Source organism: Streptomyces sp. NTD107, from assembly GCF_059510435.1.
This window is the reverse complement of sequence record NZ_JCAJZV010000005.1, coordinates 101,511-115,373: the sequence shown is the minus strand read 5'-3', so window position 1 is coordinate 115,373 and position 13,863 is coordinate 101,511. Positions and strand designations below refer to the sequence as shown.

Below are 13,863 nucleotides of genomic sequence, written 5' to 3'. Positions count from 1 at the left end.
GTGAGAGAGAGGACCCGCCCATGGCCGCGAGCGACGAGGATCCGGCGGTCAGTGTCTGTTTCGTCGTCACCATCGACGGGATCGAGCTGGGATCGTTCAACACCTGCGACGGGCTCGGCTGCGAGGTCGTCCTCGAACAGCGTGAGGAGGGCGGCAACAACGGCCATCTGTGGCAGTTGCCGACCCGCATCAAGTACTCGAACGTCAAGCTTTCGCGCCCGCTGACCCGGGAGACGGAGAAGGTAGCCCGCTGGTTCGCGAGCATGACCACCGGTTTCACCCGCAAGACCGCGCACATCGAGGCCCGCAGCCCCGATGGCCGCACCGTCGCGCAGTGGGGCCTGCTGGAGGTGGTCCCGGTGCGCTGGACCGGCCCGTCCTTCAGTCCTGAGTCGCCCAAGGTGGCGATCGAGACGATCGAGATCGCCCATCACGGCTATGTGTTGGGGGACTGAGCGCGGCCATGAGTTCACCCATCGCGTTCAGTGCGGCAGGGACCGGTTCCGTCGGCGGCAGCGGCGGTACCGGCGGCGGGGGCGTACGTCCCAAGCTGGAGCACGCGTATCTGGAGCTGCGCACCCCGCCCCCCGGCGGGAGTCTCACGCCGGGCGCGGCGTGCGGCCGGATCGATTTCCAGTTCAATCCGAAGGAGCTGAGCCTCACCAAGGCCGCCGCCTGGAAGCGCACTCCGGCGAAGGGCGCCAAGAGCGCGGGCCCGCCCGAGTACCAGGGGCCGCAGCCCAGCAAGCTGACGGTGGAGATGTTCTTCGACGCCAGTGCCACCCAGGACACGAGCGTGGTGACCGCCGTGGAGCAGCTGTTCGCGTGCTGCGTGCCGACCAGTGAGACGCGGCAGGCGCAGCGCGCCTCGCCGCCGTGGGTGGTGTTCCACTGGGGTGGGCTGACGGGCTTCCCCGGGTATGTCAGCCAGGTTCAGGTCAAGTACTCCCTCTTCACCACCTCCGGGGTGCCGATCCGCGCCACCTGTCAGGTGACGGTCGAGGAGATCAGCGGCGAGACACCCGGCCAGAACCCGACGTCCGGGTCGCTGCGCCCGCGCCGCGTACATCGGGTGCTGTCCGGCGACACCTTGCAGGCGCTGGCGTGGCAGGAGTACGGGGATCCGGCCGGCTGGCGGCTGATCGCCGAGGCGAACGGCATCGACGATCCGATGCGGCTGACGCTCGGGCAGGAACTGCTGCTGCCGGCGCGCGACGACGCGGGGCGGTGAGGGGGGCCGATGGCGGGTCAGAGTGTGGCCAAGGCGCTGGTGGTGGAGTTCGGGGGCGCCCCGCTGTCGCCGGCGCTCACCAACACGCTGGTGGACGGGTATGTGGACGACAGCCGTACGCTGCCGGATCTGTTCGTGCTGCGCTTCCGCGATCCGTCCCGGGTGCTGCTGGAGCAGACGGGGCTGACCGTCGGGACGCCGGTACGGCTGCTGGCCAGCGCCGGGGACGGCGGCGCGGCGGCGGCGCGGCCGTTGCTGACGGGGAGTGTGACGGCGCTGGAGATCGAGATCGATGACACCGGGACGTTCACGGTGGTGCGCGGGCTCGATGAGTCGTACCGGCTGCTGCGCGGGCGGCGGGTGGCGAGTTATCAGAACATGACGTTGTCCGACATCTGTGCCCAGATCGCGCGCCGGGCGGGGCTCAAGCCGGGAACGGTCGATGTGGCCGGCCCCGTGCTGGAGCATGTGGCGCAGCCCAACTGCACCGACTGGGAGTTTCTGCGCCTGCTGGCGGCGGACGCCGGGGCGCAGGTGTACGTGGCGGACGGGCTGCTGCATGTGGTCCGCCCGGCGGAGGCGGGCGGCGCGCCGGAGACGTCGGCGCGGGCGCGGAACAGTCCGCTGGTGCTGGAGGCCGGTGACAATCTGCTGCGCTGCCGGGCCGGGATCTCGGCGGCGGAGCAGGTGTCGGCGGTGGAGGTACGCGGCTGGGACGTGCGGACGAAGCAGCCGCTGGTGGGGCGGGTGGAGGCGGGCGCGGCGGCGACTTTGGAGCTGGGGGTGACGGCGGCGCAGGTGAGTGAGCCGTTCGGGGCGGCGGAGTTCGTGGTGGCGGGGGCCTCGTACGGGACGCAGGCGCAGGTGGATCAGGTGGCGAAGGCGCTGGCGGCGACGATCGCGGGGTCGTTCGCCGAGCTGGAGGCGGTGATCCGGGGGAATCCCGAGGTACGGGCGGGGAGCGCGGTGACGCTGACGGGGGTCGGGGCGCCGTTCGAGGGCCGGTACACGGTGACGACGTCGCGGCATGTGTTCGATCCACTGCGCGGGTACGAGACGTGGCTGACGGTGTCGGGACAGCAGGAGCGGTCGCTGTTCGGGCTGACGGGCGGTGGTGGGGGTGAGGTGCCCGCCGAGGGTGGCGCCGGTGGTGGTGGGGGCGGTGGCGGGCTGGTGAGCGGGACGGTCACGGACACCAAGGATCCGGAGGGTCTGGCCCGGGTGAAGGTGTGTTTCCCGTGGCTGTCGGAGGAGTACGCGAGCGACTGGGCGCGTACGGCGCAGACCGGTGGTACGGGCGGCGGCGAGGGCTTCATCCCGGAGGTGGGGGACGAGGTGCTGGTGGGGTTCGAGCAGGGGCGGCTGGACCGGCCCTATGTGCTGGGCGCGTTGTACAACGGGCAGGACCGGCCCTCGGGCGGTGGTGGCGGCGAGGGGGATTCGGGGGCGATCGACGAGGCGAGCGGCGCGGTCACCAAGCGGTCGTTCGGCTCGAAGGGCGGCAACAAGCTGGAGCTGCTGGACGCGGCGAACGGACCGCAGGGCGTACGACTGCTGACCGGCGATGGCAAGTTGCTGATCGATCTCGACAAGAAGGGCACCACGATTGTCATCGACAGCGAGGGCAACGTGGAGATCAAGGCCGGGCAGCAGGTCACCGTCACGGCCGGCAGCGGCGCCAGCATCGACGCGGGCGACGGCGCCCTGGAGCTCAGCGGCGCCAGCGTCAGGCTCACCGCCCACCGGGGCGGCGTGGAGGTGGACGGCGGCGACAGCAGCGTGCGGCTGGCCACCGGCGGCGCCGTCGAGGTGCGGGGCGGGCGGGTCGAGGTCAAGGGCACTCAGCGCACCGAGGTACGCAGCGACGGGTCGCTGACCGTGCAGTCGCCGATGGTGCGGATCAACTGACTCGGCAACAGCAACAGCAACAGGGAGGACCATCATGTCCGCAGCCGGCAGTGGCAGCGGCACCGCCGCGCAGGCCGCCCGGGTCGGCGATCCGACCGGCCACCCGGGAACCATCGGCCCGCCCGGCCACAGCACGGTGCTCATCGGCGGCCGTCCGGCCGCCACCGTCGGCACCGCCCACCAGTGCGCCTCGCCGGCCGCCCACCCGGCGTCCGTGATCACCGGCCCCGGCAGCTCCAGTGTGCTGATCGGCGGCCGGCCCGCCGCCCGGGCGGGCGACCGGGCCGGCTGCGGCGCGGCGATCACCGCCGGCTGCGCGACCGTACTGATCGGCGGCTGAGGGTCATGGGACAGCAATTCGTGGGCTCGGGCTGGGCGTTCCCGCCGCGCACCGACGCCACCGGCAGCATCGCCCTGGTCAGCGGGGCGCAGGAGATCGAGGAGTCGATCCGGATCATCCTGGCCACCTCGCCCGGCGAGCGGCCGATGCGCCCGGAGTTCGGCTGCGCGCTGAACGACTACGTCTTCGCCCCGGCGGACGCGGGCACCGCCGGGCAACTGGCGTACGAGGTACGGCTGGCCCTGGAGCGCTGGGAGCCGCGCGTCACGGTGGCGGATGTGGCGGTGCGCTTCGACCGGGTGAACGACGGGGTGCTCTACATCGACATCAGCTACTCGGTGCGGGACGCGAACGATCCGCGCAATCTCGTTTTCCCCTTCTATGTCATCCCGCAGCACGAGGAGACCGTATGACGTCGTTGCCGAGCCCGAATCTGGACGACCGGCGGTTCCAGGGGCTGGTGGACGAGGCGAAGCGGCTGGTGCAGCAGCGCTGCCCGGAGTGGAGCGACCACAATGTGTCCGATCCGGGAGTGACGCTGATCGAAGCGTTCGCGACCATGGTCGATCAGCTTGTCTATCGGCTCAATCGCGTACCGGACAAGAACTATCTGGCGTTTCTCGACCTCATCGGGGTGCGCCTGTACCCGCCGACGGCGGCGCGGGTGCCGGTGACCTTCACCCTGTCGGCGCCGCAGCCCGAAGCGGTACGGATCCGGTCCGGTACCCAGGTGGCGACCGTGCGCGGGGAGACCGAGGAGGCGGTGGTCTTCACCACCGTCCGGGACCTGTCCGTGCCGCCGTGCACCCTGGAACACCTGGTGACCTGGCAGGCCCACGGGGAGGCGATCGACCGTACCGGGGAGCTGGCGCTGGAACGCGATGTGCCGTGCTTCAGCGGATCGGTGACGGCGGGCGGCGCGGCGGCATCGGCGGCATCGGCACCGTCCGGGGCCGGGGTGGCGCCGACGCCCGGCGACTGCCTGTACCTGGGGCTCTCCCAGCCGGTGCCGGCCGCGGTGGTGGTGCTGCGCCTCGACTGCCGGGTGGACGGCGTGGGTGTGGACCCGCTGCGGCCACCGCTGCGCTGGGAGGCGTGGGACGGCTCGGCGTGGGCGGAGTGCGAGGTGGAGTCGGACGGCACGGGCGGGTTCAACAAAGCGGGCGACATCATTCTGCATCTGCCGGACGTCCACGCGCCGTCGCGGGTGGCGCGGCACGAAGCCGGCTGGCTGCGCTGCCGGCTGATCCAGACGGCCGAGGGGCAGCCGGCGTACCGGGCGTCGCCGACCGTACGCGCGGCGAGGGCGTTCAGCATCGGCGCGCGGGTGGAGGCCGTCCACGCCGAGACCGTCACCGACGAACTGCTGGGCACCTCGGACGGGCTGCCGGGGCAGGGCTTCCAGGTGGCCCGGCCGCCGGTGGTGCCCGGCGAGGAGCCGTTCGTGGTGGAGGTCTCGGAGGGCACCCGGTGGCGCGAGTGGCGGCTGGTGGAGAGCTTCGCGCACTCCACGGCGTACGACCGGCACTTCACCCTGGACCGCAACTCCGGGCGCGTCGACTTCGGCCCGGCGGTGCGGGAGGCGACCGGCGGGCTGCGGCTGTTCGGCGCGATCCCGCACAAGGGCAGCGCGATCCGGGTGCGTACGTACCGCACGGGCGGCGGCCGGCGCGGCAATGTGGCGCGCGGTGCGCTGCGGGTGCTGCGCAGTTCGCTGCCGTACGTGGCGCGGGTGACCAACCGCGCACCCGCGCTGGGCGGGGTCGACGGCGAGACGGTGGAGAACGCCCGGGTGCGCGGCCCGCTCACGCTGCGCACGCTGCACCGTGCGGTGGTGCCGCGCGACTACGAGCAGTTGGCGCGCGAGGTGGCGCCGGAGGCGGCGCGGGTGCACTGCGTACGGGCCGGGGAGCAGGAGGGCGAGGCGCTGCGGCTGCTGGTGGTGCCGGGCGGGCACAGCGACGAGCAGGGGCGGGTCGGCTTCGACGACCTGACGCCGGGAGCCGAGACCCTGACCGCCATCAAGGACCATCTGGACGAACGGCGGCCGGTGGGCGCCCGGCTGCTGGTGCAGCCGCCGCTGTACCAGGGGCTGACGATCGTGGCCTCGTTGCAGTCGGTACGGGGCGCGGCGCTGGAGCGGCTGCGGGAGACGGCGCTGACGGCGCTGTACACGTACTTCAACCCGCTGATCGGCGGCCCGGACGGGCAGGGCTGGCCGTTCGGCCGGCCGGTGCAGTCCGGTGAGGTCTTCGCGGTGCTGCAACGGGTGGCGGGGGTGGATCTGGTGGAGGACATCCGGCTGTTCCCGGCCGACCCGCTGACCGGGGAGCGGGCCGAGCCGGTGTCGCGGATCGAACTGGACGCGCACGCCCTGGTGTTCAGTTACGAACACCAGCTGCGGGTGCGGGAGGGCAGCTGAGATGCGCGGCGCGTTCCCGGGGCTGCCGACGCCGCATCCGCTGGTGGAGCTGTTGCCCGCGGTGTATCAGGAGCAGGATTTCCTGCGCCGGTTCACCGGCGCGCTGGACGAGGTGCTGGCCCCCGTCATGCTGTCGCTGGACAACCTGCCGGCCCATCTGCATCCGCGCAGCGCGCCGGAGGACTTCTTGCGCTGGCTGGCCGGGTGGGTGGCCGTCGAGGTGGACGAGGAACGTCCCGTCAACCAGCGCCGGGCCGTGGTGGCGAGCGCGGTCACCCGGCACGGCAGGCGCGGCACCCGGGCGGGGCTCGCGGCGGCGGTACGGATCGAGACCGGCGTGGAGCCGGAGATCACCGAGAGCGGGGCGGCCGGCTGGTCCCCTTACCCGGGCGGTCCGGTGCCCGGTGCGGTACGGGAGTCGGTGACGGTACGGCTGCGGGTGCCGGACCCCGACGGGTTCGACCGGGCGGGGCTGGAGAAGCTGATCGCCCAGGAGGTGCCGGCGCATGTGCCGTTCCGGCTGGAGATTCTGCCTGTGGTGACGGATGACGGTACGGGTGGGTGAGCGAGCGTGATCAACTGCCCGGAGTGCGGTGCCGGCAACGCGGAGGGGACGCGGTTCTGCGGCGAGTGCCACACCTTTCTGGACTGGGCGAGCGAGCCGTCGTCCGGGGACGGGGGCGGGGGCGGGGACGGGGACGGGGACGGGGAGCGTACGACGGCGGGAGCGGCGTCCGGCGGCCCCACCGCCCCGGCCCCGGCCTCGGGGGTGGCGTCGCCGGGCACCGGAACGGGCCCGGCGACGGACAGCGCGTTCGCCGGATCGGCGGGACCGGCCCGGGGAGCACCTGGCTCCGCCGCACCACCACCAGGACCGCCCCGCCGGCCGATGTCCGAGCCGGTGCGGCCATCGGCCGCCGCCGGCGGCCCCCCGCAAGGGCCCGCCCCGGCTCCGGCCGACGGGCGCACTCCCTCGGCGCCCGGCGGTCCGTACCCCGTAGGAAGCACCGGCCAGCCAGCCCCCGCCGGGCCCAGGGAGCCAACCGGGCCAACCGGAACGGACCCCGGCGCGGCGGCAGTCGGGCCCGGACAGCCGCCCGGCCTCGTCCGGCCGCGTGAAGCCGCCCATGACCAGCGTTCCCCCCAGTCACCGCCCACGCCGCCGATTCCATCCGGTGGCGTCGGCGGACAGCCGCGTACTCCGCCGGCCCCAGGAGCATCACCGTCCGCCCCGAACACCGGCGCGCCGCCGTACCAACCGGGCCCCGGCGCCCCGGCGAATCCGGCCAGCGGCCCCGGACGGTCCTCCCCCGGCGCGCCCAGCACCAACGCACCGCCCTACCCGCCCCGCCCCGGCACACCGGCCGGCCCGGCCAACCGACCCGGGCAACCACCGTCCGGCGCGACCAACACCGGCGCACCGCCGTACCAACCGGGCCCCGGCGCATCGGCGAATCCGGCGAGCGCACCCGGAGGACCGTACCCGGGCGCGCCCAACACCGGCGCACAGCCGTACGAGCCGCGCCCCCGTACACCGTCCGGCCCGGCCGGGGCGCCCGGACAGCCATCGCCGTCCCTGCCGGGCAGCGGCACGCGGCCTCACCCCCGCCCACCGGCGGATCCGGCGGGCGCGCCCGGGCCGCCGTCAGCGGGTGGGGCGGGTGGGGGGTTCGCCGGTTCGGCGGCCCTCGATCCCTATCCTCCGCCGCCCGCGCATCCGCCGCCGGGGCCACCTCCGGCAACGGCTGCGCCCAGCGGCACAAGGCGACCCGGGGCGCCGGTGTCGCCCGGTGGGCCCCGGCAGCCGGGGCCGTCCTGGGCCCGCTCGGAGGACGCCGGGTTCGCCCCGGAGCCGAAGGAGACGGCGAAGGCCGCGCCCCGGCGGCCGGGTGACCGGGAGGAGCGGCCGGCCGACCGGGGGGCCGACGCGCCGGAACCGGCCACCGAGCCCAGCCCCGTACCCCGGCCGGTCACCGCCACGCCCCGCGACTGCCCGAACTGCGCGACCCGCAACGAGGCCGGACGCCGGCTCTGCGAGCGCTGCGGAGCGTTGCTCGGCGACGGGCCGCCGCCGCGGACCGGCACAGCGGCGCTCCCGTGGTGGCGCCGGATGTTCCGGCGCGGCCCCCGCGGGCCGATGGCCGCAGGCACCCGGCCGGCGGGCCGGCGGCGGCGCCGGCCCCGGCTTCTGATACCCGTGCTGCTTCTGCTGCTCGCCCTGCTGGCGTGGTTCGGCCGGGACCAGATCAGGGAACTCTTCGACTCGGCCCGGGACCGTACCGGTGAGCCGGAAGCACTGCACCCGGACGTCGTACGGGCGTCGAGCGAGGCCCCGGACCATCCGGCGGACAACGCGTTCGACGGCTTCAACAACCGCGCCTGGACCCCGGCCGCCGCCGGTCCGGGCGAGGGCGAGTATCTGGAGGTGCGCTTCGAGGAGCCGGTCCGGCTGACCAATGTGCTGATCACGCCGGGGGCCTCGGTCAATCAGGACGAGTTCCTGGCCCAGGGCCGGCCGGCGAGCATCACCCTCACCACCACCGGCACCGACGGCACTTCGCGTGAGCAGACGATCAGCCTGCGCGATGAACCCGGCGGCCAGAGCTTCGAGGTGAGCGGCTCCGACGTCGTCACGCTGCGGCTGACCTTCGATGCCGCGTACGGGACCCGGGACGGGACCCGGCTGGCCGTGGCCGAGGTCGAACTCTTCGGGCGCCGCTGATCCCTCCCCCGGCCGGCACCGCCACTCCGGGAACGCGCCGTGGGCGCGTGCTCCACCGTCGCCGGACGGGGGACACGCGCCCACGGCGCCGGAAGCGGTGCGGATCGTCACGTCGGGGGTGTCGCGACATCCGCTCCCGGTCGGAGGGCGGGACCGGGGCCGGGACCGCGCTCCGGTGGTTCGGGACGGGGAGGGGGACGGGGTCAGCTCGCCCGCGCGGTCCGGCCGCCGGTGGCGGCCCGCAGCGTCACGGCGAGAGCCACCAGGATGATGCCGAACCACACCACGCTGGTGACGCCCACGTGGTCGGCGAACAGACCGCCGATGAGAGCGCCCACGGCGATGCAGGTGTTGTAGGCCATGGTGTTGAGCGACATGGCGGCCTCGAAGGTCTCGGGGGCCGCCGAGAGGGTCATGTTGATCTGGCTGAGCTGCATGACACCGAAGGCGAGGCCCCAAAGGATCATGGCGGCGATGACTCCGAGGTTGTTCGCCCCTACGGACAGCAGCATGACGAGTGCGGCGATCATGGTCAGACCGCCCACGATGAAGCTGCCCCGCAGGCTCTTGTTGACGGTGTGGCCGCCGATGAAGTTGCCGATCGCGCCGCCGACACCGAAGACGATGAGGATGACGGTGATGAAGCCCACGGTGGCGGACGTACTCTCCTCCAGGTACGGGCGGACGAAGGTGTAGGCACCGAAGTGGCCGAGGACGAAGAGCACGACCATGACCAGGACCACCCGCAGCCGCACGTTCTTGAGGGGCAGTTCGAAGACCTCCCGGACCGAGACCGCGTTGGCCGATGGCAGCGACGGGATGGTGAGGGCGACCGCGACGAACACCAGAGCGCTGAGGCCGGCCCAGATCAGGAAGGTGGTGCGCCAGTCGCCGGCGCTCTCCAGCAGGGTTCCGAGCGGGATTCCGACGACGGTGGCGATCGATATTCCGGACATCACGACGGCGGCTGCCCGGGTGGCGTGCTTCTCTGGGACGATGCGCATGGCCATGCTGACGCCGATGGCCCAGAAGACGCCGCTGGCAAAGCCCATGATCAGGCGGGTGCCCAGGATCAGCGGGTAGTTCGGGGCGATCGAGGTCAGCAGATTGCCGATGGTCAGAACGGCCAGCAGAGCGGTCAGCAGACGGCGCCGGTTGACACGCCGCGTCCAAGCCACGAGAAACGGCACCCCGAGGCCGGCCGCCACCCCCTGCGCCGTGACCATGAGGCCGGCCGAGCCCACGGAGACGTCCAGGCTCTCGCTGAGCGGCGTGAGCAGGCCGATCGGCATCAGTTCGGTGGTGAGAAAGACGAACAGGCTGGCGGTGATGGCAGCCACACCCAGCCAGCCCCGGGTCGGGGACAGCGGTTTGCGCGACGTGTCGGAGCTGCCGGCGTCTTCTTGAACGGTCATGTCTTCTCTCCGGATGTGGTCAGGCGTGGTACGGGTGGGGCCGAGGGCGAGTCCTCGGACTTCGGTCCGGGCGGGCGGGGCTGACCGAGCACGACTGCCACGAGGATGACGACCATGCCGATGATCTGAAGGGCCGTCAGGGTCTGGTCCTTGACGGCGTAGCCCAGCAGGGTCGCCACGATCGGGCTGCCCAGGGCGAGGAAGGAGACGGCCACGGCCGTCAGCCGTTCGATGCCTCGGAACCAGACGATGTAACTCAGCACCGCGCCGAAGGTGATGAGGTAGGCGAACCCGATGACGTTGGATCTGGTGAGACCTTCGGGGAGGTCTTCCAGCGACAGCCAGAAGGGCAGCAGGAGCAGGCCGGCCGCCGTGAGCTGCCACCCGGTGAACGTGAGCAGACCCACGCCCTGCGGCCGTCCCCACCGCTTGGTCAGGGTGATGCCCGAGGCCATGCACAGGGCTCCGCCGACCGCGGCGAGGACTCCGACGGTGTCGAGCGACGCCGTGCCCCGCAGGACGAGCAGCGCCACCCCCCCGGTGCCCATGGCGCAGGCCAGGGCGTGGACGGGTCTGATCCGCTCGCCGAGGACGAGGGCGGCGAGGATGACGACGAACATGGGCTGCGCCGACATGATCATGGCGGCGATGCCGCCTGGCAGTCGGTAGGCGGCCACGAAGAGCAGGAAGTTGAAGGCGCCGATGTTCAGCGCGCCGAGCACCAGCGCGCGCCACCACCAAATGCCGGCGGGCAGGCGCCGGCCCAGGGCCAGCAGGACCAGCCCGCCGGGCAGCGCCCGCATGGTGGTGGCCAGGAGCGGCCGATCCGGGGGCAGCAGTTCGGTGGTCACCAGGTAGGTGCTGCCCCAGACCGCCGGAGCCAGCCCGGTGACGGCGGCCGTGAGGACATTCTGTCTGTTCGTCATCTTGCCTCGAATTCCGCAGGAGTCACTGTGGCTCCGGGCCTCCGCCCGGCCGGCTCATTCGAAAATGGGGTCGCGGTCCCGGCCGCGCTTCAGCTCGAAGAAACCGTCCGTGCCCGCCACGGCCAGCACGCCGTCCCAGAGCCTTCCGGCCGCCTCCCCACGGGGGGCGGGGGTGAGTACGGGGCCGAAGAACGCCAGCGGCCTCCCCTCCGGTCCCGGCACGTGGATCACCGGGGTGCCGACTTCGGAGCCGACCGGGTCCATCCCCGTGTGGTGCTCGGTCCGCAGCGGCTCATCCCAGGCGGTGTCGTCCGCGGCCTCGATCAGATCGGCGGGCAGGTCCGCCTGCTCCAGCGCGGCGCGGATCATGTCGTGGCCCAGCCCGGCCTTCTCGTGGTGGATCAGCCCGCCCATGGCGTTGTAGAGCGGTCGCAGCGCCTGGTGGCCGTGCCGCTGCCGTGCCGCGACGCACACCCGTACGCAGGCCCAGCCGTCGATCATGCCCTGGCGGTACTTCTCGGGGACCTCGCGGCCCTCGTTGAGGACGGACAGGCTCATGATGTGGAATCGGGTGTCCACCGGCCTGACCCGCTCCACTTCCAGCATCCAGCGTGAGGTGATCCACGCCCAGGGGCAGCGGGGGTCCACCCAGATGTCGGCGACGGTCCTCGCGGAACGCGGCGGTGCGGTGCCCATCGGGATCACTCGTCCTTTCGGTGTCACGGACGCGGGGGCGCGCGGGCGCGCCTCGGCGCCGTGCGGCCGGGTACGGGAGTACGTGGCGGTACGTGGCGTTATGTGGGGGTACGGCGAAGGAGCGGCTTGCGGGCCTGCCGCGGGGGCCGTTCGGGGGCCCGCCCGGTGACGGTCCCGCCGTGAGCGGCCCTCACCAGTGTCGGGCCGGGGCCATCAATGAGTCCAACACATGCTTGTCACTTGATGGATCACGAATCACGATGGATCCATGGAGCTCCAGCAGATGCGGTACGTGATCGCGGTGGCCGAGACGAACAGCTTCACGAGGGCCGCGCAACGCTGCCTCGTCGTCCAGTCCGCGCTCAGCCACCAGATCGCCCGCCTGGAGCGGGAGCTGGGCGTGAGGCTCTTCGAACGCACCAGCCGCCGGGTCCGGCTGACCCCGGCGGGTACGGCCTTCCTGCCCGCCGCCCGCCAGTGTCTGGACGCGGCGGAGCGGGCCGTCGCCGAAGTCGCGGCAGCGGTGGGGGAGGTACGCGGACGCCTCGCGGTGGGGCTGATTCCCACCGTTGCCGCCGTGGACATTCCCGCCGTCCTCAAGGAGTTCCACCGACGCCATCCACGGGCCAGGATCAGCCTCAGCGTGGGAGCGAGCGATGAGCTGGTCGAACAGGTGAGGCTGGGCGTGATCGAAGTGGCCTTTCTCGGCGTCCCGGTCAGCGCCCGTCCGCGCGGCGTCATGGCACGGGAGCTGGCCCGCGAGCGGCTGGTCGCGGTAGTCTGCCCGGATCACCCCCTCGCGGGGGAGAGTTCGGTGAGCCTGCGACAGCTGTCCTCGGAGGTGTTCGTCGACCTTCCGGCGAAGACCGCCGGGCGGGCCCAGTCCGATCTGGCGTTCAGTGCGGCCGGGCTCACCCGCGAGGTCGCGTTCGAGGTGACGAACGCGGACTACCTGGCCCGTCTGGTCGGCGCGGGCCTGGGTATCGCCCTGCTGCCGCCCACCTATGTCGCGGGCCTGACCGGGATGGTCACGATCGAGGTCACGGACGCGCCGGCCCGCTCCGAGTACGTGATCTGGGGGCGGGAGAGCCGTACTCCGGCGGCCTCGGCCTTCCTGGAACTACTGGGCGTGGCGGAGGGTTGACCGGGCTCTCCCCCGGCGCGGTCCGGCCGCCGGGCGCGCCGCCGCCGTCGGACGGGGCGCGGGCGTGGCTGCCTCACCCGGGCTTCCGGGGCCAGTTGCCGATGTCGGCCGCTGCCTGGGCCCCGTAGGCCCGCAGCAGTCGGCGCGACAGGTCGTGGGGAAGCAACCGGTAGTTCTGCGTGCCGGAGGACTCCAGGACGATCGTGGCCACGACGCAGCCCAGTTGGGCCGCCCTGCGGTGGGACAGGCCCCGGGAGAGGCCCGCGAGGAAGCCGGCCCGGAAGGCGTCGCCCACCCCGGTGGGATCGACGGGCTGGTCGGCCGGTACGGCGGGTACGTGCTCGGCCGGCCCGTCGGCGGTAAGAAGTGAGACTCCGTCGGCACCACGGGTGACGATCCACATGCCGACGCGTGCCAGCACCTCGGCCTCCTTCCACCCGGTCCGCTGCCTCAGCAACGCGCTCTCGTACACGTTGGTGAACAGGAACCGGGCGCCGTCCACCAGCAGCCGGGTCGACTCCCGGTCGAGCCGGGCCAGTTGCTGCGAGGGGTCGGCGGCGACCGGGATGCCGGCGGCGTGCGCCGCCGCGGTGTGCCGGACCATCGCCTCCGGCACATCGGGCCCGACCAGGACGAGGTCGAGGGCGCCGACCCGGTCCACCACCTCCGCGAGGACGATCTCCCGCGCCTCCACCATGGCGCCCGAATAAAAGGAAGCGATCTGGTTGTGGTCGATGTCGGTCGTGCACGTGAAGCGGGCGGTGTGGCGCGTGGTGCTGAGCCGGACCGATCCGGTGTCCACCCCGCGGGTGCGCAGGCGGGCGTCGTACTCGGCGAAATCCTGGCCGGCGGCGCCGACCAGCACCGGAGTCATCCCCAGCAGGCCCAGCCCGAAGCAGATGTTCGCGGCCACGCCGCCCGGGCGCACCCGGAGGTCATCCACGAGGAACGACAGGGAGATCGTCGCCAGGCGCTCGGGGATGATCTGCTCGGCGAAGCGCCCTGGGAAGGTCGCGAGGTGGTCGGTGGCTATGGAGCCGGTGACGGCGATGGCCATGC

Annotated in this window: 13 protein-coding genes; 9 read left to right on the top strand and 4 right to left on the bottom strand. The window is 72.8% G+C overall.

What is annotated here, in order from left to right:
• Positions 1 to 20 precede the first annotated feature (20 nt).
• From AC5WRL_RS12715 to AC5WRL_RS12680, 8 genes are all read left to right on the top strand, one after another.
• Complete coding sequence (locus AC5WRL_RS12715) at positions 21 to 455, top strand: phage tail protein (RefSeq protein ID WP_496088561.1); 435 nt, start codon at positions 21 to 23, stop codon at positions 453 to 455.
• Between the two features lie 8 nt (positions 456 to 463).
• A complete protein-coding gene (locus AC5WRL_RS12710) occupies positions 464 to 1,231 on the top strand; it encodes a CIS tube protein (RefSeq protein ID WP_496088560.1) in 768 nt (255 codons plus the stop codon).
• A gap of 9 nt (positions 1,232 to 1,240) precedes the next feature.
• Positions 1,241 to 3,139, top strand: coding sequence for a VgrG-related protein (locus AC5WRL_RS12705; protein WP_496088559.1), 1,899 nt, complete (start codon positions 1,241 to 1,243; stop codon positions 3,137 to 3,139).
• 34 nt (positions 3,140 to 3,173) lie between these two features.
• The gene (locus tag AC5WRL_RS12700; RefSeq protein ID WP_496088558.1) at positions 3,174 to 3,479 is read left to right on the top strand and encodes a PAAR domain-containing protein; all 306 of its coding nucleotides are present in this window, start codon (positions 3,174 to 3,176) and stop codon (positions 3,477 to 3,479) included.
• 5 nt (positions 3,480 to 3,484) lie between these two features.
• The gene (locus tag AC5WRL_RS12695) at positions 3,485 to 3,892 is read left to right on the top strand and encodes a GPW/gp25 family protein (RefSeq protein WP_496088557.1); all 408 of its coding nucleotides are present in this window, start codon (positions 3,485 to 3,487) and stop codon (positions 3,890 to 3,892) included.
• A complete protein-coding gene (locus AC5WRL_RS12690; RefSeq protein ID WP_496088556.1) occupies positions 3,889 to 5,901 on the top strand; it encodes a putative baseplate assembly protein in 2,013 nt (670 codons plus the stop codon). Before AC5WRL_RS12695 ends, AC5WRL_RS12690 begins: the two co-directional genes overlap by 4 nt.
• Position 5,902: 1 nt before the next feature.
• On the top strand, positions 5,903 to 6,466 hold the full coding sequence (locus AC5WRL_RS12685) for a phage tail protein (RefSeq protein ID WP_496088555.1): 564 nt from the start codon (positions 5,903 to 5,905) through the stop codon (positions 6,464 to 6,466).
• Between the two features lie 1,215 nt (positions 6,467 to 7,681).
• A complete protein-coding gene (locus tag AC5WRL_RS12680; RefSeq protein WP_496088554.1) occupies positions 7,682 to 8,623 on the top strand; it encodes an NADase-type glycan-binding domain-containing protein in 942 nt (313 codons plus the stop codon).
• Positions 8,624 to 8,826: 203 nt separating this feature from the next.
• Here AC5WRL_RS12680 and AC5WRL_RS12675 read toward each other — a convergent pair whose 3' ends face one another.
• The 3 genes from AC5WRL_RS12675 to AC5WRL_RS12665 are packed head-to-tail and all read right to left on the bottom strand — an operon-like array spanning position 8,827 to position 11,660.
• Positions 8,827 to 10,038 carry an MFS transporter gene (locus AC5WRL_RS12675; protein WP_496088553.1) on the bottom strand — a complete coding sequence of 404 codons (1,212 nt, stop codon included), beginning with the start codon at positions 10,036 to 10,038 and terminating at the stop codon, positions 8,827 to 8,829.
• Entirely contained in the window at positions 10,035 to 10,964 is a 930-nt protein-coding gene (locus AC5WRL_RS12670; RefSeq protein WP_496088552.1) for an EamA family transporter, read from the bottom strand. Before AC5WRL_RS12670 ends, AC5WRL_RS12675 begins: the two co-directional genes overlap by 4 nt.
• Before the next feature lie 54 nt (positions 10,965 to 11,018).
• Positions 11,019 to 11,660 (bottom strand): mycothiol-dependent nitroreductase Rv2466c family protein, encoded by a 642-nt coding sequence (locus tag AC5WRL_RS12665; RefSeq protein WP_496088551.1) that lies wholly within the window; start codon positions 11,658 to 11,660, stop codon positions 11,019 to 11,021.
• A gap of 268 nt (positions 11,661 to 11,928) precedes the next feature.
• On the opposite strand from AC5WRL_RS12665, the gene AC5WRL_RS12660 reads away from it, so the two are divergent.
• Positions 11,929 to 12,804: a LysR family transcriptional regulator gene (locus AC5WRL_RS12660; protein ID WP_496088550.1), complete on the top strand. Its 876-nt coding sequence runs from the start codon at positions 11,929 to 11,931 to the stop codon at positions 12,802 to 12,804.
• Positions 12,805 to 12,877: 73 nt separating this feature from the next.
• Here AC5WRL_RS12660 and AC5WRL_RS12655 read toward each other — a convergent pair whose 3' ends face one another.
• Positions 12,878 to 13,861 carry a carbohydrate kinase family protein gene (locus AC5WRL_RS12655; RefSeq protein ID WP_496088549.1) on the bottom strand — a complete coding sequence of 328 codons (984 nt, stop codon included), beginning with the start codon at positions 13,859 to 13,861 and terminating at the stop codon, positions 12,878 to 12,880.
• Positions 13,862 to 13,863 lie beyond the last annotated feature (2 nt).